The 25462-nt window shown below is 51.0% G+C and carries 32 protein-coding genes; 1 reads left to right on the top strand and 31 read right to left on the bottom strand.

What is annotated here, in order from left to right:
* Nucleotides 1-34 precede the first annotated feature (34 nt).
* Complete coding sequence (locus tag MHB49_RS01670; protein WP_405154785.1) at nt 35-304, top strand: DUF3892 domain-containing protein; 270 nt, start codon at nt 35-37, stop codon at nt 302-304.
* Here MHB49_RS01670 and MHB49_RS01665 read toward each other — a convergent pair.
* From MHB49_RS01665 to MHB49_RS01515, 31 genes are all read right to left on the bottom strand, one after another.
* Nucleotides 301-576: a hypothetical protein gene (locus tag MHB49_RS01665; protein WP_405154784.1), complete on the bottom strand. Its 276-nt coding sequence runs from the start codon at nt 574-576 to the stop codon at nt 301-303. The genes MHB49_RS01670 and MHB49_RS01665 overlap by 4 nt on opposite strands.
* A gap of 12 nt (nt 577-588) precedes the next feature.
* Nucleotides 589-1992 carry a hypothetical protein gene (locus MHB49_RS01660; RefSeq protein WP_405154783.1) on the bottom strand — a complete coding sequence of 468 codons (1404 nt, stop codon included), beginning with the start codon at nt 1990-1992 and terminating at the stop codon, nt 589-591.
* Entirely contained in the window at nt 1992-2546 is a 555-nt protein-coding gene (locus tag MHB49_RS01655; protein WP_405154782.1) for a hypothetical protein, read from the bottom strand. Before MHB49_RS01655 ends, MHB49_RS01660 begins: the two co-directional genes overlap by 1 nt.
* Complete coding sequence (locus tag MHB49_RS01650) at nt 2543-2683, bottom strand: XkdX family protein (RefSeq protein ID WP_405154781.1); 141 nt, start codon at nt 2681-2683, stop codon at nt 2543-2545. Before MHB49_RS01650 ends, MHB49_RS01655 begins: the two co-directional genes overlap by 4 nt.
* Nucleotides 2680-3060, bottom strand: a complete 381-nt coding sequence (locus MHB49_RS01645) for a hypothetical protein (RefSeq protein WP_405154780.1) — start codon at nt 3058-3060, stop codon at nt 2680-2682. The genes MHB49_RS01650 and MHB49_RS01645 overlap by 4 nt, the downstream gene beginning before the upstream one ends.
* A complete protein-coding gene (locus tag MHB49_RS01640) occupies nt 3057-4487 on the bottom strand; it encodes a hypothetical protein (RefSeq protein ID WP_405154779.1) in 1431 nt (476 codons plus the stop codon). Before MHB49_RS01640 ends, MHB49_RS01645 begins: the two co-directional genes overlap by 4 nt.
* Nucleotides 4488-4490: 3 nt before the next feature.
* A complete protein-coding gene (locus tag MHB49_RS01635) occupies nt 4491-5072 on the bottom strand; it encodes a hypothetical protein (protein ID WP_405154778.1) in 582 nt (193 codons plus the stop codon).
* 11 nt (nt 5073-5083) lie between these two features.
* Complete coding sequence (locus MHB49_RS01630; RefSeq protein WP_405154777.1) at nt 5084-5563, bottom strand: head fiber protein; 480 nt, start codon at nt 5561-5563, stop codon at nt 5084-5086.
* The gene (locus MHB49_RS01625) at nt 5472-5753 is read right to left on the bottom strand and encodes a hypothetical protein (RefSeq protein WP_405154776.1); all 282 of its coding nucleotides are present in this window, start codon (nt 5751-5753) and stop codon (nt 5472-5474) included. Before MHB49_RS01625 ends, MHB49_RS01630 begins: the two co-directional genes overlap by 92 nt.
* A 41-nt stretch (nt 5754-5794) precedes the next feature.
* Nucleotides 5795-6757, bottom strand: coding sequence for a Mu-like prophage major head subunit gpT family protein (locus MHB49_RS01620; RefSeq protein WP_405154775.1), 963 nt, complete (start codon nt 6755-6757; stop codon nt 5795-5797).
* 28 nt (nt 6758-6785) lie between these two features.
* Complete coding sequence (locus tag MHB49_RS01615) at nt 6786-7205, bottom strand: hypothetical protein (RefSeq protein ID WP_405154774.1); 420 nt, start codon at nt 7203-7205, stop codon at nt 6786-6788.
* 14 nt (nt 7206-7219) lie between these two features.
* Nucleotides 7220-8188: a hypothetical protein gene (locus MHB49_RS01610; RefSeq protein ID WP_405154773.1), complete on the bottom strand. Its 969-nt coding sequence runs from the start codon at nt 8186-8188 to the stop codon at nt 7220-7222.
* Nucleotides 8189-8247: 59 nt separating this feature from the next.
* Nucleotides 8248-10323, bottom strand: coding sequence for a hypothetical protein (locus MHB49_RS01605; RefSeq protein WP_405154772.1), 2076 nt, complete (start codon nt 10321-10323; stop codon nt 8248-8250).
* Nucleotides 10320-10541, bottom strand: coding sequence for a hypothetical protein (locus tag MHB49_RS01600; RefSeq protein ID WP_405154771.1), 222 nt, complete (start codon nt 10539-10541; stop codon nt 10320-10322). Before MHB49_RS01600 ends, MHB49_RS01605 begins: the two co-directional genes overlap by 4 nt.
* Nucleotides 10542-10764: 223 nt before the next feature.
* Nucleotides 10765-12219, bottom strand: a complete 1455-nt coding sequence (locus MHB49_RS01595; protein ID WP_405154770.1) for a phage terminase large subunit — start codon at nt 12217-12219, stop codon at nt 10765-10767.
* Nucleotides 12212-12931, bottom strand: coding sequence for a terminase small subunit (locus MHB49_RS01590; protein ID WP_405154769.1), 720 nt, complete (start codon nt 12929-12931; stop codon nt 12212-12214). Before MHB49_RS01590 ends, MHB49_RS01595 begins: the two co-directional genes overlap by 8 nt.
* A 51-nt stretch (nt 12932-12982) precedes the next feature.
* A complete protein-coding gene (locus MHB49_RS01585; RefSeq protein WP_405154768.1) occupies nt 12983-13474 on the bottom strand; it encodes a BC1881 family protein in 492 nt (163 codons plus the stop codon).
* Nucleotides 13474-13728, bottom strand: coding sequence for a DUF2829 domain-containing protein (locus tag MHB49_RS01580; RefSeq protein ID WP_405154767.1), 255 nt, complete (start codon nt 13726-13728; stop codon nt 13474-13476). Before MHB49_RS01580 ends, MHB49_RS01585 begins: the two co-directional genes overlap by 1 nt.
* A gap of 2 nt (nt 13729-13730) precedes the next feature.
* Entirely contained in the window at nt 13731-13979 is a 249-nt protein-coding gene (locus tag MHB49_RS01575; protein ID WP_405154766.1) for a hypothetical protein, read from the bottom strand.
* A gap of 126 nt (nt 13980-14105) precedes the next feature.
* Nucleotides 14106-14570, bottom strand: a complete 465-nt coding sequence (locus MHB49_RS01570) for a sigma-70 family RNA polymerase sigma factor (RefSeq protein WP_405154765.1) — start codon at nt 14568-14570, stop codon at nt 14106-14108.
* A 3-nt stretch (nt 14571-14573) separates the two neighbouring features.
* Entirely contained in the window at nt 14574-15332 is a 759-nt protein-coding gene (locus tag MHB49_RS01565; protein WP_405154764.1) for a hypothetical protein, read from the bottom strand.
* 56 nt (nt 15333-15388) lie between these two features.
* Nucleotides 15389-16777, bottom strand: a complete 1389-nt coding sequence (locus MHB49_RS01560; RefSeq protein ID WP_405154763.1) for an SNF2-related protein — start codon at nt 16775-16777, stop codon at nt 15389-15391.
* Entirely contained in the window at nt 16759-17031 is a 273-nt protein-coding gene (locus MHB49_RS01555; RefSeq protein ID WP_405154762.1) for a VRR-NUC domain-containing protein, read from the bottom strand. The genes MHB49_RS01560 and MHB49_RS01555 overlap by 19 nt, the downstream gene beginning before the upstream one ends.
* A gap of 293 nt (nt 17032-17324) precedes the next feature.
* Nucleotides 17325-19721 carry a VapE domain-containing protein gene (locus MHB49_RS01550; RefSeq protein WP_405154761.1) on the bottom strand — a complete coding sequence of 799 codons (2397 nt, stop codon included), beginning with the start codon at nt 19719-19721 and terminating at the stop codon, nt 17325-17327.
* A gap of 18 nt (nt 19722-19739) precedes the next feature.
* Nucleotides 19740-20162, bottom strand: coding sequence for a hypothetical protein (locus tag MHB49_RS01545; protein WP_405154760.1), 423 nt, complete (start codon nt 20160-20162; stop codon nt 19740-19742).
* Nucleotides 20159-20599 (bottom strand): hypothetical protein, encoded by a 441-nt coding sequence (locus MHB49_RS01540; RefSeq protein ID WP_405154759.1) that lies wholly within the window; start codon nt 20597-20599, stop codon nt 20159-20161. Before MHB49_RS01540 ends, MHB49_RS01545 begins: the two co-directional genes overlap by 4 nt.
* Nucleotides 20596-20775 carry a hypothetical protein gene (locus MHB49_RS01535; protein ID WP_405154758.1) on the bottom strand — a complete coding sequence of 60 codons (180 nt, stop codon included), beginning with the start codon at nt 20773-20775 and terminating at the stop codon, nt 20596-20598. The genes MHB49_RS01540 and MHB49_RS01535 overlap by 4 nt, the downstream gene beginning before the upstream one ends.
* A gap of 9 nt (nt 20776-20784) precedes the next feature.
* The gene (locus tag MHB49_RS01530) at nt 20785-21297 is read right to left on the bottom strand and encodes a hypothetical protein (protein ID WP_405154757.1); all 513 of its coding nucleotides are present in this window, start codon (nt 21295-21297) and stop codon (nt 20785-20787) included.
* Nucleotides 21298-21423: 126 nt separating this feature from the next.
* On the bottom strand, nt 21424-21840 hold the full coding sequence (locus MHB49_RS01525) for a hypothetical protein (RefSeq protein ID WP_405157019.1): 417 nt from the start codon (nt 21838-21840) through the stop codon (nt 21424-21426).
* Nucleotides 21841-22042: 202 nt separating this feature from the next.
* Nucleotides 22043-23428 (bottom strand): AAA family ATPase, encoded by a 1386-nt coding sequence (locus tag MHB49_RS01520; RefSeq protein WP_405154756.1) that lies wholly within the window; start codon nt 23426-23428, stop codon nt 22043-22045.
* A 12-nt stretch (nt 23429-23440) separates the two neighbouring features.
* A complete protein-coding gene (locus tag MHB49_RS01515) occupies nt 23441-25402 on the bottom strand; it encodes a DNA polymerase (RefSeq protein ID WP_405154755.1) in 1962 nt (653 codons plus the stop codon).
* Nucleotides 25403-25462 lie beyond the last annotated feature (60 nt).

The following is a 25462-nucleotide window of genomic DNA, read 5'->3' as shown; positions in this document are numbered from 1 at the left end:
GAATACCGGAGTACAGAAAGGAGGGTGAGATAATATGGAAGGTAGTCGTATAATAGCCGTTAGGGTAGCCTACCCAGGTACCGCAGAACAACACATTACCGATTTCAAAATGGAAACTGGTAATGAAATTAACAAACCAGGAATGGTTCTTTACGTCCAGATGAATCCAAATACATACTATACGTATGAAGCTGGTAAGAAAGCATTCCTTGAAGTAGCTCGGACCCAAGACGGGGTTCCCTACGTAAGAACCAATCCTGATAGTACCATCGCTAATAATTTGCTAAACCTGCCTAGGTTCTAATCAAAGTAGCCGTATGGTAAATATCGTTTCTCAATGATGACATGGTCTACATCTGCCATGTCATCAGCGCCCTGATTTTGCGATGGGTGGAAGTACCATAAAAACTGGATTGCTTCATCTTCAGTCAAATGTGGACTTCCACCCATCGTAATCTGGCGCCCATCCTTCATATGATACACACGATAGAATCGGTGCGGCATTTGCGGCATAGCATCGTATACCTCTTTCATTTTATCCAGGTACACCGGATCGTCTTTGGTTTTAACTTCCATCCTTAATCCCTCCTAATATAACGGCAGCTGACGTGTCTGCCGCGTAAATTCATGTAATCGTACATATCCGGTACCGCTGAATCGAACACGGATCCAGTTCTCCCTCGCGAATTGTCGCACCGGAATGATGATCCTTTGTACTTCCGTTTTGGATGACCCAACGATGTTTTGTACCAGCGTCCAATCCTCGTCACCAGATACCGAGCGTGACAAATGGATCTGCATGATCCCTCTTAACTCCACAACCACCCACAGCTTGTACCAGCGCATCTTCTTGGAGATAGAACCATTGTTAAACGGCTTTGTTGTAGCAGACCAAGTAATAGGAGTCCCGTTATCTTCTGTGCCTGTTAGCTGGAGCACCTGTCCGGATGAGTCCCCTATATAGAGCTGGCTATTCATTTCAGCAAACTGCACAGCATTAATACCGCGCCATTCACACCAGGACTCGATGCCAGAGCGCGGATCGTAAACTAACATTTGATCCGAATGTATATTAAAGAACAACTTCCGGCCGTCTGTTCCTGCAACTGGGTCGATCCCGATGTCGTTCAGTCGCTTTCCAATACGGTCGCTAAACGACTTGGTTGGTAACGTTCCGCCACCGTATTCATATATTCCAGTTGGATGGATGAAGCGCATGAATCCTTCTTGTGTCATGGCACTCTTGTTATTGGAAAGTCCCATGTCCTCCGTAATCAGCCGGGTGTTGAAGTCTGCAGGCATGCCGCCATATAGCTCATGTAAACTACCTGGCATGCCGATCGTTAGCTTGGTCAGACTACCAGACAGCATATTGATGTCCTCACCTCGTGTAGACTCCATCTGTCTGCGGTAGCTATCCTGCTGATTGCCGACAAACTGATTCCAGTTCTCTGGTTGATCCAGTGCAGAAGCCCATAGCTCATTGCCTACGGCGCACCACAGGCGATTCTGGTACGTGGTGATGTATTTACCGTTCGAAGGTGCACCGCTCAATAACGACACATTAGAACCGTTATACTTCCGCATCGAATCTATTCCGTTAGATCCAATGAGGTTTACTCCGCCTAGATTTCCGTCGAAGTTGGTAAACGTCCATTCAGCCGTTGTGTTCAATCCGCTTACCAGCGTTGTCCAAACCGTTCCATTCAAACGTCGCCATGTCCCATCATTGAACACCGCATGAAGCTCACGCCCTCTCCAGACGCCCATGCCGAGTACCTTCGACCCGTACGACCCAAGTACTCTATACCCTGGACGCATGGATATGGCCGGATAATCATCAAGAGTCATATTCTTCATCTCGGTAAAAAAAGTATCATCTATAGAAAATGCGTCGAACGTATTTAAGCCACGAAACTCCCGAATCGGGATTGGAGACATAACCCCGTCTAGTGGCTGGTTTTGTGACGCCTTATATTGGATTGGTTTCATTATGATGCACCTGCCTGATAGTTCTGCGCTGCCACATTCCAAGCAGCCTTATACTGGTTCTCATAGTTTGACGCCTTAACACTATCATCCTGACTGTTGGCCAACATCGACGCCAGAGCGGGGATAAACGTCCAGTGGTATTCCTCCGGAGCGTCAGGCGAAACCGCCAGAGCCGAAGCCGTAAACGTTGTTGTGGCCATTCTCCGGTACCGCAGGAAACCTTTCAGATTCCCGTATGGTGCAGGGAATAGGGAAAGCGTCTTGGCTGTATCATCATAAGCATAGGCGTTCTGAGCTGGCGTGATAGCGTCACGATCTAGGCTCTTGTACGGGAACATGCCGATCATCACAAGGTCAATATTTTTCTGTCTTACATCCGCCGCCAGAACGTAATCCTCTTGACCAACAACACAATCAAATTTGAGGATCCTCGGGATTTTCACGACGTTGAAGAAGTCCTGGTTCAGTGCATTCAGCCACAACACCTTATCGGCAATCGGCACCTCGTTCGGCACAAGCATGTCTGCTTCGGAAATAATTTCAGATAGATTCATGCAAAATCAATCCCCGTGATTGTTTTATATTCCTCAGGAGTGATCTCACCAAACTTATTCGACTCCGTAACCACTGCACCTTTCAACTGTTCAGCCGTAATCCATTTCCATTGAAACGCCAATTTCCAGAATGTCATGCCGAATCAACTCCTTTAAGGTTGATAATTTCGAGTTTTGCTGCAGCTAGTTCTGCACCAAGACTACTAATCATTTGCTGTTGTTGCATGCCCTGAATTTTCAACTGAGCCAGTTCCGCACCAAGAAGTTCTGTTTCGGATGGTCTCGCTGTCCCTTTGACGATCAGACCTCCGTCCGGTGTTGCCTCGATCTCCCTCTGTTCGATCACAGCCCCTAACGGGAGCGGGTTAGTTACCTGTTCCTCGTATACTGGCGCTTTGATTACTTTTCCTTCATCATCGTATTCCCCTGGTTCAATCTCAATCTTCTTAACCATATAGTCCCATGGACCAATGTTGATGACGTCACCGTTCAATACCACTACTTCTTTTATCATTTCGCCACCCACCCCGTATTTCCAGTACCAGATTGTTTCACATATAACGTTGTACTGGCTCCTCCGTCTGATCGCAAATAGATTGTCCCGACCGGAGATGATACAATTCCTTCGGGACTTCCTGTGCCATACTTAATTTTATCTGACGCTGCTTTAACCGCCGCTATACTAGCAACGGCTCCTCCTGTTAAGTAAACGAGTAAATCTTCATTCTGATATGACAACAAAAATGCCGACGCGGATTGGTTAGTCACATCTAATCTGGATTGATGGGCTTGTATGATTGTTCGCGCTGCATTTTCGTCTCTTACTCGCCCTCCTGATCCCAGGAAAACCCCGCCAGCAGACAACGTCAAAGGTCCTGTTAATGTTCCGCCTGCTAGCGGTAAACTTGAGGATTTTGCGTTGGCTTCTGCCGTATTCGCCTTATTTGTTGCGTCAGATGCAGCAGTCGTAATCGCTGAGTCAACTTCAAGCTTACGTGCTACATCATCTGACGCTACCGGAGCCGCTGACTTAAAGCGGGCGCTGGCATCTCGTTTCACAATAGTGTTAGCTGTAGCTGCTGATGTTGGAGTGCCTAACTGTCCGTCGGTGTAATTCTTAGCGGCCAACTCTGCTGCGTCTGCCTTGGCCTGTGCTCCTGTCTTGCTCTCCCCATCCTGACGGACAAATTTGGCATCCGTACCGCTCATTAGGCCGCTGGCTCCGCCTGTCACCGCATCAGGGATAACGTCTGATCCACCAGTAACGTGGGATGATGCATGAGCGCCAGGAGTGGCGGTCCCTGTGGATGTTACTATCACCCGTTTAGTGGACGGATCAGTTGTAACGGTGATCCCGGTACCGCCTGTCAGTTGTAACGTATCAGTCTTGCTGGACGCTTCCACGTCATTCACCTTGCTAAATGCATTCTGGTTGACCTCAGCTGCGGCCTGGATCCCGTTCAGCTTCTGCTTATCTGTTGGTGACATCAGACCTTTGACGGTCGTAGTCGCTTCAGTAGGCTCCGCTTTTCCGCTCCACCCTGCCTTCTCTGCATCAGAAACAAATCGGTTTTCAGTATCCTGGGCAATGATTGCCGGTGGATGCGTTGCAGGGTGAACATATTTATTCGCCTCTGCCTCCACACCGTTTAGCTTGGTCTTGTCCTCAGCAGACATGAACCCTGGCGTGGTTGGTGTAGCGTTCGGATGCGTGTGAACGCCAGGAGCCTTGCTGTTCCAATTGGTTTTATCAGCTGGCGTAACGTGAATCGTCGTATCCTCGATGTGGGCATTAAAATTCACATTCTGTTCATCGGTATAATCCTTGGACTCTTTCAGTGCTTCATCGGCCTTCACCTGTGCACCCTGGGGCGTCTCCCATTGTGGGGGTTGTCCACCTGCAATATCGGTGCTGGTATCTCTCCACGGGGTTCTGCTCATGCTTTACCACCTTTCATCTACGGCATATCGTTCATAGCCATTGGAAGCTGACTGATACTCTGTATATAGCTGCATGTACTTGTTGTTGTACTCGTCCGCCTCATTACCGTTCGTGATCTCTCGTAGCACTCCGTAAACCAGGAGCATGTCGTAATCTGGATCAAATCCGGTATCTTTGTCCATGTCTTCCAGTCTTAGCGGGTAAAGGACAGGAACATGGAACACTTTAATGCCATAAGCCACATCTGCACCCGGCGTCGGTACAATCCCGATCTGGCCTGCCTGAAAATAATGGTAGGGCTGAATCGATGCGTTGTGGAACTGCCGTAGCGGCAGCCGGACATACACATCGTCACGCAACATGGTCACCTCGGTCACGGCACTCTGGGGGCATGGCAATGTGTATGCCGGCTGATCTTTAACCAGGTCAATCGCCGTGCAAACCGTTTCGGATTGCTGCTGAGCTGAACCTAGGTTACGCAACAGGCGATCCCGCACCTGTGTAATCTTGCGCAGGATCGATGCCGGTGACAGCGTATGCGGCGACTTCTCGATAATCTCTTCTACTACATCGCTCACCTTCATGTCTGAACCCCCTATGAAATGACGCCAGCGGTGCGAAGCTTGGCCAGTAGTGCATTGAAATCAGCAACAAGGCCAGCAACGTCGGTCGCTGTACTGTTAGCCTGCGCTGCTGCCTTCGTCCCGGTCAGCTTGGCATCCAGCGCAGTCTGCAGACCCGTAATGGCCGCCACAGCGTGTGCGTGGTTCCCTGCTGCTGCAGTTGTGCCTGTCGTGCCAATTGCCAGATTAGACGTTCCTGCTCCAATCGCTGTTCGTGCTGCAGCTGCATCTGTCGCCTTCAGAACAGATTTACCTGTGCTGGAGGCATCCGTGATATTGTCCGAGGTAATTGGTCCTGATCCACCGCCACTTCCGCCCAGATCAATAGGCGTACCGGTTTCATCTACAAATACAACGTAATCAGCTTCCCGCTTTTCGGGAAGTCTTGGTGCTTCGGCTGCGGGAATTACCTTCTGGTAGTTCGGCTGCCGTGTGTGATTGATTGGCATCATTAATCCCTCCAATTAGTTTTTCAATTAACCTGTTCATCTGCAAATCCTGTCCACTTGAACGGAATCGTCTACTTCTGGCAGTCTGTCTCCCCCGAACCCGACGACTGACCGAGGATCGCTCCAGTAGTTTATTAGTTCGCTTCTGCTCCGCATGAATTGCATTCAGTGCCTGTAGCTCGTCACGATACATGGTACACCTCCAAAATAGAAAAAGAGGGGCCGAAGCACCCTCTAGTCTTGTACGTTATGGCCATAGATGAACGAATAGTTCGTGAAGCCGTAAGCCCAGCGGCCGATGGCTTTAAACTTGGAAGCCTCAGTATCGAAATCTGTAAGCGTACCATTCTCAATCTTCCGTCTCCACTGCCAGATGTTGAACTGCTTCAGGCGAGCTGAGTCAGCTGCGTACCAGTTCTTCCGTTTTTTCGGATCGATGAACGGATTGACAATGACCTTGATTGTGCCCTGGTACATGTTCACGTCAAAGTGATTGCTGCCTGGCTCATACTTCGGCAGATCAGAGTCCGGCAAGCCAGCGATTTTAAATGCAGGGCGTGCGTTGTACGGGGAAACGATCAACGTATCCGGAATTACGGCCAACGTATCCCCCCGGTCATCAACCCATTCCTGCATGGCCACCGCTGTATCATCCCAAGAGTCAATGGTCAAAGCGCTGTTGCCCAGGTTCGATTGCACATCCGTGCTATTTGTTGGGCTGTAAGGGTGATCTGCAGCGAACAAAGCCTTGCCATCAGGTCCTACATACTTGTCCATACGGCCACGCCAGTTCGGCCCCATGGTATCGAACCCATTATTCAGGAACTCGACCGCCTGCAGCTGCTGTGTTTTGTACACGGATCCAGACAACGATTTAATCCTACGTGCAATCTCCGACAGCTTCAGATCATCAATGAAATCGCGATCGATAATACGACCATCCGAGAACTTCCGGTTTCTCAGGATTTTCTCCCAAAGCGCTTCAATGTCCTCATACTTCACCTGGTTGTTCGAGTGGCCCCACTCTTCCATCGTGCCCTCGCTACCGATACCTGCGTAAGACTCCATTGCCTTGTTGGATGTCGTTACGTTATAGAGCAGTGGAATAAAATCCTTTTTACCTTTCATCTCCAATGCGTAGAGCTCCTTGTAAATCGGCTCTAATACTTTTGGATCCCAGCTTAATGCAGTTTGCATAGTATAATCCCCTCTCTAATCTTTCTAATTAGGACAGTTGGCGGCTCTTCACTTTGAACCGAGCTGTCTTTTTATTGGTGTTAATTTCAAATACGGCAAGAGGTCCACCTGTTACCGTAGCGGCATTGGCAGACAGGCCATCAGCAGCCAGAGCAACAGCATTTGCCCCTGTGACGAAACCAGCTGCAGCTGTGCCCGTGTAGGGCCCCTCATACCAATCGCCCTCACGAGCCAGGATGAATTCCGTCTCCTGATCGGTACCTGATTTAACGTTGGATGTGAGGAAGCCAGCAATGGGATCTGTGGCTCCTGCCTTGGTCACTCTACCTGCAACAATCTTGATCGCTTCGCCGGCAAGACCTGCCTCTCCATCCGTCATCAACTGGGACGTGATCCGTGTCGGATCCTTACCATAGTCGTTGTATACGTACTTAAATCCTTGTGCCATCGTGCACAACCTCCCTATTTTTCAAAGTTTTTAGCGTACTTCTCTGCCGTCTTAGGATCCAGGCCGAACGCAGCAAACGCAGAACGTAGCTCCTGCGGTGCCTGGGGCTCCAGACTGCCTGGTGGGTTGGTCTCCACCTGTGATCGCTTGTTCAGGCGCTGATTCTTGATGAAGGTCTGCTCAGCCTGCTTCCTGGTCTGCGCGGAAAGCTTATCCCGGTGAACCAACTCATACGCGTCAACGGGGTCATAGCCTCGCTGAATGCGTGCCTGCATGTCCTGCGTGAGCCAAGGAGCTGAGGTACCATCATCAGAGACCTCTTTAGCCAAATCCGGATACTTCCGGAAGAAAGACTCCCACGCCTCCACTTGCTGTTGTTGCTCGGCTTGTTGCTGACGATTCGTTTGGGATTGCTCGGATTGCTGAATCAGCTCCTGGGCCCGCTGCAGAAGTGGGTGCTGCTTCAAATATTGATCCAGTACATCCGGATCAATACCGGCACTCACTGCATCTTCTCGCAGGCTCTGCTGCAGGCCGTCGAAGTCTTCCTTCCGCTTCTGAACCGCAGCCTGTTCGATCTGATCCAGGTTATCCAGTAACTCGGCATGATCCTTATACCCCTGCTGTTGTGCAAGGCGATCCAGGGCAGACTCATACTGTTGATTACGCCCCTTGATCTTGTCGTAATTCATGCCCTTCTCCACATAGCCCCGAACCTCTTCATCCGGAACCAGTGTCTCCTGGCCGTTGTACTTCACCTGAAGCCCTTTAATATCTGCAGGGTTAGCTGGATCTATGGCAGGATCCTCGTCTCCTGAATCGATATCTGGGTCTTCATCCTGATCCTCGTGCTCATCTTCGGAACCCTCGGTACTCGGATAATCAATACCGAACGCCTTGTAATATGCGCGGATCTCTTCCTCACTTTGACGCTCTTGCTCTTGTCCCTCTTCGCTTTGGCTGGCGCTTGAGTTGATATTCATTACTTGCATCCTCCTAATCCGCTATGGCTGGCGGCATGATAAATAGGCCAAAGGACTACTCACCCTCGGCCTGGTTGCTGCGGCTGCATTAGCTGGCTGGCTACCTTCGCCGCATCCAAATTCATCTTCTGTTGCTTGAGTCCCTGTTCAAAATCGCGGTCACGCTGTTCACGCTGAGCCTGCTCTCCGGTTACTTGCTGGAGTGACTGCTGCATGGTCTGGTTCTCCTGGCTGAGCTGCTGCACCTGAGCTTGCGCCTCCTGTGCCTGCTGCTGAGCCTGTACCAGCTGTTGCTGCATCCCTGACGCTTCTTCGATCCGGCGCTTGATCACGTCCATGGGCTCCATGCGTCCCGTCTGAATAACGAAACGGACAGCCTCAGCATCCACCATCGGAAGCTGTGTCACCGGATCCCGCAGGTTCATCAAGTTGAATACGAGCTGCAGCCAGTATTCCCGATCCTGGGGCTTATCAACGCTGATATTCACCAGGATGTCAAACTCAGGAACAAACTCCTCATCCACCGGAATCGCCTCTGGCTGCTCTTCTCCGGTCTCCGGATCGATCAGGGTATTTCCGGTCTCATATTGTGTTGGAACGCGAGAAATGACGGCATTCCGGCTGATAGAGACGTTACGGCCAGTGACCCGTGCAATCCGTTCCGTCGTGTAGAACTGAGCGATCAGCTCCACATACTGAGCAAACACCTCTTCCAGCGCTTCCTGGATCATGTCGGATGCGGTATTGAGGCGGGTACCTGCTGCAGCCATGAGAGCCTTTGCCTGCTCACCACTCGTTACCTTACTGTTCGCTTGGCCATTGGAACTGTCAAACTGGCCGGGGATCTTCTGCAACATCTCGTCATAATAGTTTAAGCCGTTGTACACGGTTGCCGGAACATTGACGCCCTGCAGCTCCTTCACGTCGTTTAAACGGCCAGGTGCTACGGGAAGCATAGCTGCCGGCTGCCCTCGTTGTTCCTGCCAGGTACGTGGCTTCGTAATGGCCCCCTCTTCATAGGCAATAGCGGGACCTCCCATCTTGGCCGACGTCTCGATGGCAATCTCAGCAAACTTATTCTTCATGATTTGCGGCTTGATCATGTCTCTGGCAAACCCTTTACCCCAGACTGAGCCTTCCTCCGGATAGAGCGTACGAGCTACAAACGGGTACTGCCCATGGTCATACACATATGACTTATGCTCCAGCATGACGCCTGACGTGGAGACGTAGATACAATGAACGCCATCCATATCGCCTTTAGCCTTCGCCAGCAGCTCAGATGGATCGTTGCCAAGGGTCAGAGCCTCCTCCGCCAGATCGTTGAACAGCTCCTTGTCCTCCGGTGTCATGCTCTTCGGCAATCCGCGGTACCAGTATTCAATCAGTCCAGACGTCTTGTCAGTGCGGTGGTTATGGCTTTCTGTTGTATCGTCCCATAGGTCGATATCTGATGAACCATTATCCGGCTGCACCTTTGTGCCCTGCTTTTTCCAGCGCTTACGAAAATACTCCAGCGGCTGCCGGGTGTGGATGATGATCGCAGACATCTCCTGCAGGAATATGAAATCATCAATGCGAGGATCCGGGAAAAAGGTAGCCAGATTCACAGGCAGGATATCATTACGGCCCGTGTACTTGTTCGAACCTCGGCCACCTTCCACCGTTGGGTCAAAGATCGTCTTGTAGATCAGCGGACCATGAATGACCATCCGGCGCACAGCACGCATATGTTTATGCCGGAATTTGATTTTACGCAGCTCATAGGGCATGAAGTCGTTCAGATCCCTTGCCTTAGTCTCGTCACCTGGCTCTGGAGCGCTGAAATCCGGGTAGGGCATCCACCCTGCCAACTTGCCGACAATGGACTCTAATTGGCTGAACACGATGTTATCTACGGAATCCGGTCTGCGCTTGGAGGCAGCCTCTGATCGTAAGCCGTGCCAGTGATCCCCCATGTAGAAACGCTGTTCCTTACTCCAGTGCTCCTCCACCGGTTGCCGGGCTGCCTTAAACGCTTGGTAATCCTCATTCACCACATCCCATATCCGCTGCTGTTCTGGCGTATTGGGATTCGTGGAGTCGGCGGTGTCTTCTCCGCTGAAGACCCCTTTTACCTTGTCGAGTATACTCATTCCTTATCACCATCCATCGGGTCGTCATACCAGCTCAATCGTTCAGGCGGATTATCATCTGGAGGCCGTCTAGGCTGAATACGCGTAGACAAGTACTCACTGTGATTACGGACCACTAGTCGATTCGTCAGATCCTTGATGGCTTTGTCCTGTTCGCGCAGCTGCAGCACCAAGAAGCCGATCACCACAACATTAATAACGGCGAATACAATTTCCATTTTTTTTCACTCCTGTCTGCATAATCACTGTATAAAATCGCTACTGGATCAAAATGTTAAATCCCACAACCATGCGGGTTTAAGGCGTGTTGCATAAACGATGCATAAACGTTTTGTACTGAACACCCTATAGCCCCTTATGTACCAAGGGTTTAGGGTTCCAGACTATTGCACAAAAGCCCGGGTTTTGAACACAAGTACTGCATAAATATTGCATACGGAATTACCAAAAGCCTTCAACCTCTGGCTGATCGTCATCCTCATCATCGTCGAAGTCCTCCCGCTTGCCTGGCAGCGACTCCGGATTAGCTCCCCACGGTTTCTCTCCCTTGGCTGCTGTCGGCTGACTCATGACCCAATAGCGCAACGCATCTGGAATATGATCAAGCGCATGAGCTGCCACATCCTCCACCTTGTGGGGATCATGCATCATGGCCGGAATGGCTTCTATGGCTTTTACGCACGTACTGAATATCTTCAGCTTGGATGCCTTGTAGAAATTGCCGGTTACCCAATCCACTTCATCCGTCACATGCAGCCACTCACGAAGCCGCTTCCAGCCATTAACGCGTTCCTTCTTGGCTTGGATCAGTGGAACATCCTTCTGCGCGAAGATCTCGGCAGGCGTGATATTCTCCGTCTTGGACTTGTTCCAGAATGAGGTATCGGCCACGTTGTACTCGTACCGCTCTCTTACAGGACTGTTCAGCCTGGTAATCTCCACCTGCTCACTGGTTAATAGCTTGGTCTGAGCCAGCTCTCGATATAGGTATCCGGTACCGTCCGGCGCCAATGCGATCCAGAGACAAACGAACGGATCGGTGTAACCCTCATCCAGAGCCCGGTACTTCTTCCATTCCCGTGGGATCTCAAACGGTTCGACCACATGCACCGCACGGCTGAACTCACCAAAGTACTGGCCAGCGAAGACGTCCCAATCCCCTTCAAGCAGCTGCTTACGTTCAATGTCGGGCAGGGCTAATAAACGCGCCAAATATCCCGGATCCGATTGGACCAGAGCTTGGTTGTCATGAACGTTTGCAGGAATGAAGATGCGGCTACGTATGATAGGCTGTCCAGCTTGAGGGGTTCCCTCAGGCCAGTATAGCGTGTTTCCCTCGTCATCCGTTTCCGTGACCTGATACACCACCTCTGCAGGACCCAATGAAACAAACCGCTTCTTAACCCATGTATGACCAACGCCACCAGGGTTAGTGGTACTCTTTACGCTGCGAGGATAGGGTTTGCTGCCCCGTAGCCGCGAGAACATGTATGTGTACCACTTCTCTTCAAATTGCGTTAGCTCCTCCCAGCGAATTACGTCATACTCCGCACCCTGGTAGTTCGTATAGTTGGAGTCATTGTCCCAATAGGCCAGCTCAATAACGGAGCCGTTGACAAACGTCCATTCATACTTGGATTGGTTGTACTTCCCAAGATCCTTCGGAAACACCTGCAGCGTCCTGGCAATGATGGAACGCTTCAGATCGGGGAAGGTTCGACGGAATATGATCTGGCGGCTGCCTGCATACTGCATCGCGTATTTCAAGGCATCCCAGATCGTCGCCTCCGACTTACCACCACCAGCAGCTCCACCGTATAGGATCTCGTCTGCTTCGGTCTGGTGGTAGACCTGCTGACGGGGTTGCGGCTTGTAAGGGATGATGACTTTACTCATCTTTGGTCATCCCCGCATCAAAGATCACCTGCAGAGCCCCGCCATCCTGGCCAGTGAGTTCCACCTTATCCTTGAACATACCGAGGTGCCGTGCGACGTTCTCCAGCGCCTTCGCCTGATCATGCATCACAATTTCAAGCCCTGCCTTCGTCTGCTTAATGCCTGAGTACAACAGCTTAGCGCTGCCCTGAAGCTTACGGGTGTCCTCAATGTGCAGATCCGGGCGACCCTCGCCGCGGCACTGAGGACAGTCTGGATGCGGATCAGCCAGGCGATCAAAGCCATAACCTCCGACCTCGCTTGGCAGAATCTCTTGAACCGGCTTGTCCAACTCTTCTGCTTTAGCCTCAGCGTCGTTAATCGCATCCTCTACCGCCTGGGCATATTCAGCCTCATCGATCCATTGATACTGGTGGCCGATCCCATGGCAGTGCCGGCAAGCCAAACGCCTCAAATGAATGAGCTCGTTCGGATCCGCAGTAGCCAAATCCCACCAGCGCCTTAGCACCATATCGGCTGTGACCTCAACCTTGGCCGCTCTCTTGTCCATGGCTTTCTGAATCGCTGCCTGAACCTTAACATTACTTAACAATCTACTGGCTTGCTGTTCAGCCGTTTTGGGGCTATATCCTGCTCTGATCGCTGCCTGTGTGGCATTGAGGTCAATCAGGTATTCTTTTACAAAGTGTTGTTGCTTGGCCGTCAATGCCATCGCGATCAGCTCCTTTATGTATTTTAGGCACCACATTGGGTGCCGTTGTATCTAATCCTGATTAATCAATATCGTTGCTGGACCTGTTCGGTCGTGCCGGATCTGTCCGATAACGATTGAATAATCTTTGTGTGGTGGTACCTTGAAAACCTCTACTCCTGTGCGCTTCTCAAACTCTTGGGACAAGTTCTTTGTTGTGAAAGAAGCCAAGCTCGACACACCTTCTGCATACGTCAATGCGTCAGTTGTGTGGACATTTCCCATAGAACCGCTCTCATACTTCACCTGGTTAGGCAAACTATCACCGATATAAACCTTATGACCTTTAAGGGGATCATTCCACAGCGGAACCGATGGCACCTCAACATAATCCACATACTTCACTTGGATCCATGGAATAAATGTCTGCTTGCCATACTGATTTGAGATTACGATCCCGAACTCGTCCACCGTGTGCAGCTGCCGGTTCTCAGCCGCGTTACCGTCTTTGGTGAACACAGTAACCTTGCTGCCAATGTGGTCCACAATGTTTGCATGTGCCATTAAACAAATACCTCCCAGTCTTCTGCAAGACAGTCATTGACTGATGGTACCCAAGTGCTTACGGATCCATCAACGTTCTTGATGGCGAGATACGGGTTATAGGACACCCTCTCACCTATGGTTTTTGCAGCATCCGTACGTGCAGGATAGACACCGGCAGGTACAAGGTACACAAACATTCCTTTACCGTTCCAGCCTGATCGGGAAACTCGCTTTCCTGATTTTAGCGCCGTTAGCGCTTGGCCAAAATCCATGACTACTCGTTTCGTGCAACTGTTTTAGCTGCTTGCTCTTTCTGGAACGGCATCCAATCCCCTTGACCGCCTTCACTACCCTGCTTCACGTTCGTGTTGAAGAACATGCCTGTTGGGTTCAGTACGCACAAATGCACCGTATTTTCGTCCACCACACCTGTCACGACCGCAGCCCGATCCTCGGGTTTAAACTCTCCGTTAGGGGTGCCATAACTCTTGTAATACACGATTCTGCCAACTGTTGGTTGCATAAAATCGACCTCCTGAATAGTTTTGTGGAACGCAAAAAAGAGCCCTCCGCAATGGAGAGCCCTGTTATAGACATACGTATAGTGGGTCTTATTACTACACGATTTACTACAAGATTACTACAAAGGCTACGAAATATTGACACGCAATTTATCTTTGGCCCGTGTAACATACTGGTAAACCGTGCTTGATGCTAGATTTAGTTTAGACGAAATCTCTTGACACGTCAACCCATGCGCGACATAAAGCAGAAAACATGTTCGCTCTCTGTCAGAAAGCAACAGCAGTGCATCTACGATACGCAGCTTCTCTTCACTACTCATTTCCTGTCCTGCAAGCTTGATCAACATTTCCCGCTGCCGATACACGTCGGTAATCTCAGCTCCACGGCGGCTACCTGGCCGTCTGCCGCGCTTTAACCACGTAAGGGCGTACCGCATGTCGGACAGAATTTCAGAGACTGTATCAGCCTCCTCAGCCTCCTGAGGATCGTCCAGATCCAAACTCTTCCGGTACTTGTGCAAGGCTCGGGAATCTGTTGCATATTGACTGATCAGTGTCTCAATCCACGTTGCTTTGGTTGTGGTTGTCATAGGCTATTCCCCCGATGCAGACAGTCGGTTCAGAATCCACCGCGCACGGGTCAGATCCTGAATGGCTGAATCCAAACGCTGAACCTCGCTGTCTGGGACCGCATTGACAGGCTCCTGGTGACTTATCTGCTCCTGCAGCTCCTTCAGCTCCTCGATACGATCCATCAAGCGGTTATTCTCTTGAATCAAATCGTCTCGCTCTTTGATCAACTCCATGTTCTTCTCAGTCCGATTTTCGATTTGCTCTCTCCATTGTCGGTCAGATTCATCTTGCTTATCTCGTAGCCGTTCAACCTCAGCCCAAGCTTTCGTCGCTTCGTTCTGCGCTGACACCATTCTTTGGTCAAGTCGTTGATTCTCTGTCGTCAGCCGCTCGATCTCCTTCTCAGCCTTGTCCAGCAGCTCCGCTTTCGGATCCGCTGCAGGTGACACATCCTTCTCCCGCAAAAGCTTCTCCTGTCTTGGCTTCCGCGCTTCCGTCCACTTGCTGATGTGGTTATAGATCGTTGCCTCAGAAACGCCTTGTTCCTCTGCAATTCGTCCGATCGTCTTTCCAGATGCACGTTCAGCGTTGAACTGTTTTTCAGTCAGGTCAAATTTGGCTTTGGCCATATCGTTATCCCCCTTGGTTCTGGTTTTTATCTCAACAGGCTTCTTGAAAGCCTTATCTCGCTTTGTCGCTGGGTACTTCCTCCGGATCTCTTCCAGTTCTTCAGGTGTCAGCTGCGTGGTGGTGACTGGTGATGGCGGAGATCCTTTCAACTCGTTTTCCCTCCGCTTTATGCCATAATGCCAGTTGCTCAAAGGGCTCACCCTCTCTATTTGATCCGCTCAATCCGGGCTTTCAGTGCATCCAAAAGCTTGTCCTGTGTGGCAGCCTTACCTTCCAAAGCTTTCATCACGTCTTCGTCAGCTCCACCTTGCACCACCAGGTGATGCAGGATAACCTTCTGCTTCTGGCCCTGCCTATGCAAACGGCCGTTAGCTTGCTGGTAAAGCTCAAGGCTCCAGTTCAGGCCAAACCACACGACATGGTTACCGCCATCCTGCAAATTAAGTCCATAGGCGGCACTGGCGGGATGGGCAAGCAGGATATCCACCTTGCCGGCATTCCAATCCAGTTGGTCCTGCGGCGTCTTCAGCTCACGGATCCGTAAGGACGTTTTCTCCAAAGCCTTCTTGATCCGGGTCAGGTCATGCTGGAAGCTGTAGAACACCAAAGCCGATTTACCGTTAAGCTGCTCTACCAGCTCCATGAAGGCTTCCACCTTGTTATCGTGGATCTCGAAGACCTGCCGGTTCTCATCGTACAAGGCTCCGTTACACAGCTGCAGCAACTTGCCTGATAGCGCCGCTGCGCTGGTGACGGATATCTCCGTTCCGTCCTCGATCTCCAGAAGCAACTGCTTCTCCAGCTGGTTATATTGCTTCTGGGCTTTCGCATCCAGGACAACAGGAATGACGTTCATGATACTATCAGGCAGCTCCAGATAATCCTCCGCCTTCATGCTGATACATAGATCGGCAATCTGTCGCTGTATCACATCATCCGCACCAGGCTTTGCCGTGTAGCCGTGGCCGTTATAGTTCTTCTCGAAATACTTAACGCGGTACCCGGTGATGTTCTTCTCCAGACGCTTGCCCTGATCCAGTAGGTTCACCTGGGCCCACAGGTCAAGCAGCCCGTTAGGTGCCGGGGTGCCGGTTAGGCCAACAATCCGTTTAATATGGGGCCGTACCCATGTCAGCACCTTGAAACGCTGCGCCTTGTGATTCTTGAAGCTGGACAGCTCGTCCAGCACCACCATGTCAAACGGCCAGGCATTCCGGTAATACTCCACGAGCCATGCCACATTATCCCGGTTAATTACCCATACGTCTCCTGGCGTGTTCAACGCCTTGATCCGCTGCTGTGCGGTACCCAAAACGGTGATGATCCGCATATGCTTCAGGTGCTGCCACTTGGCTGCCTCGTTTCCCCAGGTAGCCTCTGCCACCTTCTTCGGGGCAATGACTAAGGTCCGGCTGACCGCGAATCGGTTGTACTTCAGGTCGTTAACGGCGGTCAAGGTGATCACGGTTTTCCCTAGACCCAGATCCAGAAACAGGCCAAGGGCATCATCTGTCAAAAGCCGGTTAATGCAATACCGCTGATAATCATGCGGGACAAACTTCTTCCGTTCGACGCTCAAAGCTCCTGCAGCCACGCATCCACCTGCTCTCTGCTGTCGATCACTCGCACCTCATGACCCAATGCCTGCATTCGTTTATGCTGAACCAGCTGCAGCTTGGTGGGTTTCTTACCGGGTGCCTTCAGTTCCACGAATACAGTTCGGCCTTCAGGAAGCAGTACCATCCTGTCAGGCACACCTGAGTTACCAGGCGATACGAATTTATAGGCGATACCGCCAAGGGCTTTTATCTTTTCTCGCAAATATGATTCGATTTGGCTCTCTTTCACTTGACATCCCTCCTCAGGGTGTGTTACGCATGCACTCACTACGCACGCGGGACTTTTTTATAATTAGGCGTATTAGGCGGTATATGATTTCTATAATCTCTCTAATCTCTTTACTATTTACCTTTAACTATTTAAGTGTCCAAAGTGTCCAATAAAGTAATAATATATTGATATATAGCGGTTTTTTTCTTGGACACTTACTTGGACACTCGCTTGGACACTTCAAAATCTGTCCAAAATGAAAGTTGGACACTTGGCAGACTGTCCAAGATGGTTTGTCCAATCTGTCCAAGTCATTTTTTCCGGAAACCTCGCTGCCAGTTGTATGGGCCGAACCAACCTTTGTACTCTTCCCAACCTGGGATGCAAGACAATATACCGTTAATTTCTCGTGTATCTGATTGTTTAATATACTTGATGTCCGAATTGAAGCATTCGCACCAAATCTCAGCGGCACATATCCGGTCCCGGGGGCCTCCCTCGCCTTCCTGGGGCTTCCCAAACTCACCGGACCAGTACATTCGTCTTGTCGGTAAATCACGCTTCTGCCAATCAGCAGGTACATCTCGACTCACGAATGCTTGTATGATGCCTTCCTTTGCGCTACTCTCCCTGTGGGCCTCCTGGCGCTCTTTGGCCATATCCTCGACTTCACCTGAAAGATACAGAGGCTCACTCAGCTGCCACCGTACAAAAGCTTCCGCATATATCTGATCGACTTCACCCTTCAGATCCTGAAACACACTCTTTGATGGCTTCACGATGCCAACATCGATTGGCCAAAACCGCCGATTGCCTGTACGGTCCCGTAGGAACTCGCTATCATTGGTGGTCCCGAAGAACACGCAGCGCCGTGGATAAGGCATTGTACGCTTGCCATAAGCTTCACGATAGATATCCTCCGTCCGACTCAAAAACTGCTTAACGGCGTTGCTCTCTGACTTACTCATCCCCGTCAGCTCCCCCACCTCATTGAGCCAAACACCCTGGATCAGCTCCATGGCGTCCTTGCCCTCAAAGGTGGTCAAGCTGTCTGAATACCAGTCCTTGCCCATGTACCGCAGAAATGTCGATTTACCAAGCCCCTGGGGCCCCGCCAGAATCGGCATATAGTCCCATTTGACGCCGGGCTCCATCGCTCTGGCCACGGCAGCCGTGAAGGACTTCCGGGACACCGCCCGGGTATACAGGCTGTCCTCTGCGCCCAGGTAATCGGTGAACAGCGTATCCAGTCTCGGCACACCGTCCCACGTCAGCCCCTCCAGGTACCGCCGCACATCGTTGAACCGCTTCTTATGCGTGATCAGGGTTAAGGCGTTGTTGATCTTGGCATCTACCGCGATGCCGTACACCTTTTCGATATAATGGTAGATCCCTGCATCATCCGAACTGGCCCATGGCCGCCGTTCTTCTCTGGCATCCCACGGAAGCGACCCAAGTACCAGACCTCGATTAGCAAATTCATCAAACGCGATCTTATCCTTTAGAGCCGGGTCATACTCCAGTACGATCAGCACATTATCTACTGTCTTCAGGTATACCCCGTTACTGTTGAACTCCAGCCGCCGCATCCAGTCCATATCCTCTGGCTCTGCCGGCAACACAGGAGAATCAGCAAATGCCGCTGTAGCCTTCTGGTGTCGTTCTTGCATTAACAGACCAGCAACTGGCTCCTGGCGCATAGCGAAGTCCATCATGGCTGTATAAGACGGGAGCTTGTTTGTAGGTGTCCCAGGCTTCGCTTCATCGTCTTGATCGCCGAACTTGTGAAGCCGCACCAGGTCAAAACTGTTTACCAGCCGTCCACCTGTCGGATCCGTAGCATGATGGGAGAATAGAAACTGACCATCGTCATAAACGATCGCACCGCCTGTGGTTGAACCGCCTACGTACGTAAGTCTGCCGCTGCCATCATCCGTGTTCAGATAGACACCAGGTAAGAATGCCTCAATGGCTGCCGGCACGTCGTAGACCTTACAGAACGCCCCGACCATGCCTTGCTTCTCGGTAGGATCTCCTTGCTTTGCTGCCATCCGGACGTGAGTCTGTCCGGTACCAGGCACTTGTGGCCACGAAGCCACATTGCGCCAATCCGGATACATGCCCAGTAGGCCGTCTACGGAGAGGAAAGGCTTGTCTCCAAAGGTGAATACATACTGACTGTCCACGCTGCAGCTTGGCCAGTACATGAGCCTTGAAGCTTCGAACGTGGTCGGGTCGCACAGCCCAATGCCGATGATCTCCCCGAGCTTCCGGGCAATCGGTTCATACTCATCCGCTGTGGCCATCCGATCCAGCGGCGCCACGACCCGAAGCCTAGGCCGGTTCTCTTCATGTTTCCGTGTACTATAAACGGCATAGCCGCAGCCCAAGGCTTCCAGACGGCGAAGGATATCCATCGTCCCGCCTGCTGGGATATTATCAAGATCAAGCGTAACCAGATCACGGCCAATGACCGCGTTGGCTTTCCGGCGACCGCCTGACAGACTGCCACCGACAAAGCCGCCAACGTCCTTCAGGTCATCCTGTTTGCTCTTAGGCAGCTGCAAGTATTCCGCCAGCGTCTCCGCACCCCGTACAGCAGTCCGTAAACGCTCGACGATCTCCGACCAATAGGCCGTTTGCGTCTGCCAGTTTGTGCTGTGTCTGGTCCCGGCGCTTGATATAGTTAGTTGTCTGTCAAATTGCATGACGCCTGCCTCCTGGTTTTAATCAATCTCTATAACAGGTAAATCCGTTAGTGCATACTGCTGCCAAGGTGGTATCTCGTAAAGCTCAAGCTCACCGTGATTGCGGCTATTGGATGGGTCTTCATGGTGTATCATCAGTACACCGCCAGGTTCAATTCGGATATCCACACGGCGATGCTTCAGTGAACGGATCAATCTGCGGAACAGTTGATAATCAATGACCATAGAACGCTCTTTGTCCTCAATGACCGCTGGATAGCCCTTGATCGGAGAAAGAGCGTCAAACTGCCGGAGCAGTTCTTTCTTTCGACGCATCTGAGCTGGAGCAGTGCATGCTCTGATCTGCGCTCCCAGCAAGATTCGTTTCTTGGATATCGTGGTATTTGCCCGTTTCTTCACTTCGGCAATTTGCTTCTTTTCCTGAGCGGTTAAGGCTCTCATGCCTGATCACCTTCCTGACTCTGAGGCTTATTGTCATTCAGCCACTGGTATATCACTTTCAACGCCGCACTGGCTCGATCTGGCGTCCTGCCCATGCTCAAAATGTCAGTCACTTGCACAAGCAGCCTCATGACTTTGGTACAGCGCTCAGATTCCTGTTTGAGCTCCAATTCGAGACGATTAGCTTCCTCCTTATGCTTGTGTAGAGCTGCACAGGCTGCGTCATACGCATCTGGTGTTGGATACTTCCGAAAAGCTTCTTTACGCCACTTCTCTTTTTCTGACACTGTGTGATCCAGCAAGGCAAGTACGTCATCTATGATTTCATCACCACTGGTCTCGATTGTGAGAATAGATGCATGATGCGACACACTGAGACCTTCATCGTCTACGAGCAGGGTATATCCGTTGAGTAATTTGTATCTTCGTTCACTCATGTCTGATCACCGTCCTCTTCCTCATACCAGGTGAATTCATCGTTAACCTGCTCCCACACCCAATCTACATATGCAATCCGGATATCCTCCTCTGTTGCGACATCATCAAACTCAATGACTTCCGTTTGAGCTCTATGTCCTATCCCTTTATTGCGGCTAAATACGATTCGTTTCACACCCTAACCTCACTTCCCAAAAATCTGTGCTGCCCAATCTCCTTCGCGGTCCCTAAGTCGCTTTGAACCAAGAACACCCGACTGTTGTCGTGACCATAAAGGTTCCGTGGCGGCACGTTCATAATCCCATCCTATATATTTAATCCGGTGAACAAATGTGGCATAAGCTATTCCGTTTTGTGCCGCGAGATCCACATATTCTTTGGGATAAATGCGGATAGCCTCTGTAGCTCTTGCCGTCTGCGCCTTTGCCTGTTCCGGAGTCTGTAGCGGTTCGGTTGCTGCCCGTTCCATCGTCCAGCCACGATTGACCCGAGACATGAACGTGTCGTAACTAATTCCGTTGTTCTCCGCTTCGGCTTTCCAGCGCCTACGATCCGTAACTGGTCGTGGAGGCGTAGTCATCGCACGCTGCTTTGGCCAGCCCTGTGCACGAATACGCCGATCCAACATTGCCGGCTTTATTCCGAGTTTGGCCGCTTCTGCGTACTCCCCAGGAGTGATGTAGAAATAATGCCCCATTTAGCTTGTCGCCTCCTTGGCGGTGGATCCGGAAGAGGCTTGTACACCTCACCGACCACCTTGCCGCTATCGTCTGTGACAATATCCCAAGGGATATCTGATTTATAAAGATCAGTGAACATCTGATCAGAGCACCTTGCCGCCGTGACGCTGCGGACGCGTTGCATTGTAAGCCATTTTTTCCTGAATGGCCTTCTCCAGATCTATTCCATAGTGACCGCACGCATCCATGACACGGATAACGATGTCAGCCAGTTCCGATGGAATACCGCAGGGCTTACAGTTGGGAGTAATTGGATCTTTAAACCTGGTTTTCAGGTCCTTGTTTTCGTACCAGATATCAGTTACCTCGCGGCCGTTTCGGTAGTCCTCCAGCGCCTCCGATGCCTCAGAATGAATCAGGGCAATAGTCTCACCAAAGCTTGGATTTTTGTCCCACCAGCCTTTACTCACTGCATTCTCGTGTGCAGCATCTACCAGCTCTGAGATTGATTTGGTAGATCTCCCACTAACCGTGGAATCCCAATGGCCATTACGCTTCATTATCTCAATGACGTCACCCACATAAGGCTCGTCCAGATTTACTACAATATAATGGTTATCGGGCTTGCCAATTGCGTTCCGTTCATCGCTGATCCGGTTCAACAACCCGTAAAACTTCTGCATGCTCTCTTCATCAAGTAACGTATCGATGTCTGAAATTTTAGCTACTGCAAATTTATAATCCATGGCCTAAGCCCTCCCATTAATTAGGTTTTTGATTAATGCCGATTAGATCCAGCGCGAAGATTCGAGCCTGGGCCTCTTTAATCATCCGATGCAAAATATCGACCTCAGTCACCTTTACACCCTCCACCGAATGAACCAGGTCAACGGCTGTGAGCGTGGCCAGATCCTTGCGAGTAGGATTCTGCATCTGCGAAACTCGCATAGACTGCCTCCGGATGGAGCGTTCCACCTGGTTACGTACCGTCCGAGCATTACCGAAATTCGGCTTCCCCTTCTCGATCCACAGCACACTGGCCAGTGCGTCCAGGTAACTGTTATCCGGCTGATACTCCTGATCGATGCACATTTGGAATCCGATCTGCACAAGCTCCTGTACCGGGTAATCCGGAAAATGAATGGTAGTCGGGAACCGAGAAGCGAGTCCTGGATTAGTCTTGATGAACTTGGCCATATCTTTGGGGTAACCGGCAGCGATGACTACAACCTCGTCCCTCATGTCCTCAATGCACTGCACCATGGTTGCGATTACGGTATCTGCTTGATTGTGCGAAGACTTTTCACTCGGTGTGAAGGCATAGGCTTCATCAATGAACAAAACACCGCCGCGAGCCTCTTTGAATTTAGCGACTAATGCCCGTTCAGCTTCTCCCACATGTGGGGCAGCAATTGCAGATTGGTGGATCTCAACAAAAGGGATTTCCTTTTTATCCGCTCGTTTAAGTAGGCCGATCTCTGCGAACGCCTCTCCGATCAGGCGAGCTGCTGTGGTTTTGCCTGTGCCTGGATTACCCGTGAAAATCATGTGATTGGATTGCATAGTCGTTTTAAGGTTGTTCTTCTTCCGGAGCGCAGCAACCCGAGAGAAATGGACCATTTCATCCACCTGTTCCTTGATAGCATGCATTCCTGGCAAGCTGGTCAGCCGGTTTAATGCCGCTTTTGCCTTGTCGTTAATTGCATAATTTGTCACGTCCGATCCTCCTTCTTCGTTCGGGTCAACCAGTGTTGCGCTTTGCCAGAAACCTTTCGTGCCCCGTCCTTCTAATTCACGTTGTGCCATCAGCAAGCGATAATGCTCCTCGCCTTGCTTGTTCTTCAGCAGCTGCCGTTCCTTCACGACATCCTGGAGTAGATTTCTCAAGGCCGTCTCCGGGTAATACCAGCGCTGCCAACCCTCGGGCGTTTTATGCCGGTTAATTTGTTTCCGACCAATATCCACGTTATAGCGGTACTTATACTGCTTCTTACCTTTGTGGTCTCCGATCCGAACGCTGTTGCACACGCCATAGTCCAGCTTCAGGTAAATGCTACTGGTCGTCACACTGTCATAGCGCTGTATCGTGAACCCTTCTCGTTGTAAAAGCTTGATCAGGTCAGCTGCCACTCGTGCTGTCTCCTTCAAAGCCAGCACCTCCTAATCCTTCATGTAAAAGTCTGTGGAGAATCCCGCAGCTTTCAGCGGCAGCCCGGGTGCCCACGATACCGGCTCAGCCATCAGATCCAAAACCTTCTCTAGATCCTCCGGATGAGTCGATTCGATGCCGATCTCATCATGAACGTGCAGCACGGTGTCATAACCGGCTTGCTCCACTCGCATCAATGACACGGCTAGACAATCCCGCGCAATCGCCTGGACAATGTTCTCGACCAGTTTCCCGCCATACGTGCTAATCAGCGACCACTTGCCTGTCTTCTGATCAGGACCCATGTAGTGCAGCGCCTGTTTGCCAAAATCGTTCTGCGCCAGGCGAGGCTCTACGTAATACAACTTTCGTCCCGAGGGAAGTTGTACCGTGAAGAAGTCCAGGCCGTTTCCGTGATGGCTCTCCCGAGCAAAGATGATGCCCCGAACACCCACAGGCTGACCCGTCTCCATAACACTCAGCGCTGCCTTCTCGAAACCAAACCACAGATCCACGATGCGCCGGTTAGCGTTTCGCCAGCGTGTGACGATCTCGGGCAGCTCATCCTCTTCTAGGCCCATATCCAAGGCACCCATGGCGATCAGTGCACCGGATGCCCCTTGATATCCCAAAGCTAGTTCAGAAACCTTGCCCCGTTGACGCAGATCCTTGTCCACCTGTTCGAGAGGTATCCCGAACATGGCCGACGCAGAAGCTTCATAAATCTTGCCGTGGGTAGCGAATACATCCAGCCGCCATTGCTCTCCAGCAAGCCAGGCAATCACCCGGGCCTCAATAGCGGAGAAGTCGGCTATATGAAGCTTCATCCCGATCGGAGCCACAAACGCTGTCCGGATCAATTGACTGAGCGTATCAGGAACATTTCCGTACATCAGTTTCAACAGATTGACCTGCTCGCCGTGAACCAGCTTCCTCGCATATTCGAGCGTGTCTATCTTGTTCTTGGGAAGGTTGTGGACCTGGACCAATCGACCTGCCCAACGTCCTGTTCGGTTCGCACCATAGAACTGCAACAGCCCCCGAACGCGTCCGTCTTCACAAGCTACCGTCTTCATGGCCACATACTTCTTGGTACTGGTCTTGGACAACTCCCTGCGGATCTCCAGGACACGTTTGGCTTTGCCATCTTCCACGTTGTCGATCAGACCAGATACTGTATCCTTTCTCAGATCCTCGATCTCTTCCCCAATTTCCTTGGACAGCCACTTTTTGAGCTGAGCTACGGACTTCGGATTGTCTAGGCCACTGAGCTGAACGGCTTCCTGCATAAGCTCTGCTGTGATCTGTTGATCCACGGCCAGTGCACCGTCCACGAGATCCAAGTCACAAGCGATACCTCGGGCATTGATCCGCTGATCCAGGAACCAAAGCTCCCATTCCATTTCCGGAACCGGGAACACCGATAGCCGGTTTAGGATCTCCATCTCTGCTACAACGTCACCCACACAGTACTGCTTGAACAGCTCCCACTTCTCAGGTTCATGATGTGGCAGGGTGCGCTTACGAAAGCCAGTTGACTTGGCAGGCTTTTTGATCGGTACACAGAACGTCCGAATCAGTGCACCACCGACGCCCATTTTCTTCTTGTCCTGGGGAATGCCGAGTGCTTCGCCTACCTTGCCAAGTCCTGCAGGGTATCCACAGTACAATCCGTGAATCTGTGTGCAGCGCCAGTGTTCTACAGGTGAAGGCCAGAATTTGTTTAGACAGTACCATTCAAAAGCCGCGTTATAAGCGTGTTTGATGACTTCTTTATCATTTAAAGCGCGGATAACTTCTTCCGGAATGACTTCACCCTGAGCTAGATCAACAATTCGCGTCGGGCCGCTATCCCAGGAGTAAGCGAACAAAAGGATTTCAAAATCAGGACTTTGAACGTAGCGGTACAACCCTGCTTTCTTAATGTCGATGCTGCTGTAGGTCTCAATATCGATTGAAAGGTGCCATGACATGCAATTGGCTGCCTCCTTTCTGGTAAAGTGAAGGGGTTCCGAAGAACCCCTTTAGCTAAA

The organism is Paenibacillus sp. FSL K6-0108 (assembly GCF_045040695.1).
In the GTDB taxonomy this organism is placed as follows: domain Bacteria; phylum Bacillota; class Bacilli; order Paenibacillales; family Paenibacillaceae; genus Paenibacillus; species Paenibacillus pabuli_B.
This window is presented reverse-complemented; position numbering and strand designations above follow the sequence as displayed.

Bases quoted from the DNA above. Each gene is read 5' to 3' on its own strand.
- MHB49_RS01670 (WP_405154785.1), top strand. From the start codon at position 35: ATGGAAGGTAGTCGTATAATAGCCGTTAGGGTAGCCTACCCAGGTACC.
- MHB49_RS01665 (WP_405154784.1), bottom strand. From the start codon at position 576: ATGGAAGTTAAAACCAAAGACGATCCGGTGTACCTGGATAAAATGAAA.
- MHB49_RS01660 (WP_405154783.1), bottom strand. From the start codon at position 1,992: ATGAAACCAATCCAATATAAGGCGTCACAAAACCAGCCACTAGACGGG.
- MHB49_RS01655 (WP_405154782.1), bottom strand. From the start codon at position 2,546: ATGAATCTATCTGAAATTATTTCCGAAGCAGACATGCTTGTGCCGAAC.
- MHB49_RS01650 (WP_405154781.1), bottom strand. From the start codon at position 2,683: ATGACATTCTGGAAATTGGCGTTTCAATGGAAATGGATTACGGCTGAA.
- MHB49_RS01645 (WP_405154780.1), bottom strand. From the start codon at position 3,060: ATGATAAAAGAAGTAGTGGTATTGAACGGTGACGTCATCAACATTGGT.
- MHB49_RS01640 (WP_405154779.1), bottom strand. From the start codon at position 4,487: ATGAGCAGAACCCCGTGGAGAGATACCAGCACCGATATTGCAGGTGGA.
- MHB49_RS01635 (WP_405154778.1), bottom strand. From the start codon at position 5,072: ATGAAGGTGAGCGATGTAGTAGAAGAGATTATCGAGAAGTCGCCGCAT.
- MHB49_RS01630 (WP_405154777.1), bottom strand. From the start codon at position 5,563: ATGATGCCAATCAATCACACACGGCAGCCGAACTACCAGAAGGTAATT.
- MHB49_RS01625 (WP_405154776.1), bottom strand. From the start codon at position 5,753: ATGTATCGTGACGAGCTACAGGCACTGAATGCAATTCATGCGGAGCAG.
- MHB49_RS01620 (WP_405154775.1), bottom strand. From the start codon at position 6,757: ATGCAAACTGCATTAAGCTGGGATCCAAAAGTATTAGAGCCGATTTAC.
- MHB49_RS01615 (WP_405154774.1), bottom strand. From the start codon at position 7,205: ATGGCACAAGGATTTAAGTACGTATACAACGACTATGGTAAGGATCCG.
- MHB49_RS01610 (WP_405154773.1), bottom strand. From the start codon at position 8,188: ATGAATATCAACTCAAGCGCCAGCCAAAGCGAAGAGGGACAAGAGCAA.
- MHB49_RS01605 (WP_405154772.1), bottom strand. From the start codon at position 10,323: ATGAGTATACTCGACAAGGTAAAAGGGGTCTTCAGCGGAGAAGACACC.
- MHB49_RS01600 (WP_405154771.1), bottom strand. From the start codon at position 10,541: ATGGAAATTGTATTCGCCGTTATTAATGTTGTGGTGATCGGCTTCTTG.
- MHB49_RS01595 (WP_405154770.1), bottom strand. From the start codon at position 12,219: ATGAGTAAAGTCATCATCCCTTACAAGCCGCAACCCCGTCAGCAGGTC.
- MHB49_RS01590 (WP_405154769.1), bottom strand. From the start codon at position 12,931: ATGGCATTGACGGCCAAGCAACAACACTTTGTAAAAGAATACCTGATT.
- MHB49_RS01585 (WP_405154768.1), bottom strand. From the start codon at position 13,474: ATGGCACATGCAAACATTGTGGACCACATTGGCAGCAAGGTTACTGTG.
- MHB49_RS01580 (WP_405154767.1), bottom strand. From the start codon at position 13,728: ATGGATTTTGGCCAAGCGCTAACGGCGCTAAAATCAGGAAAGCGAGTT.
- MHB49_RS01575 (WP_405154766.1), bottom strand. From the start codon at position 13,979: ATGCAACCAACAGTTGGCAGAATCGTGTATTACAAGAGTTATGGCACC.
- MHB49_RS01570 (WP_405154765.1), bottom strand. From the start codon at position 14,570: ATGACAACCACAACCAAAGCAACGTGGATTGAGACACTGATCAGTCAA.
- MHB49_RS01550 (WP_405154761.1), bottom strand. From the start codon at position 19,721: ATGCAATTTGACAGACAACTAACTATATCAAGCGCCGGGACCAGACAC.
- MHB49_RS01545 (WP_405154760.1), bottom strand. From the start codon at position 20,162: ATGAGAGCCTTAACCGCTCAGGAAAAGAAGCAAATTGCCGAAGTGAAG.
- MHB49_RS01540 (WP_405154759.1), bottom strand. From the start codon at position 20,599: ATGAGTGAACGAAGATACAAATTACTCAACGGATATACCCTGCTCGTA.
- MHB49_RS01530 (WP_405154757.1), bottom strand. From the start codon at position 21,297: ATGGGGCATTATTTCTACATCACTCCTGGGGAGTACGCAGAAGCGGCC.
- MHB49_RS01525 (WP_405157019.1), bottom strand. From the start codon at position 21,840: ATGAAGCGTAATGGCCATTGGGATTCCACGGTTAGTGGGAGATCTACC.
- MHB49_RS01515 (WP_405154755.1), bottom strand. From the start codon at position 25,402: ATGTCATGGCACCTTTCAATCGATATTGAGACCTACAGCAGCATCGAC.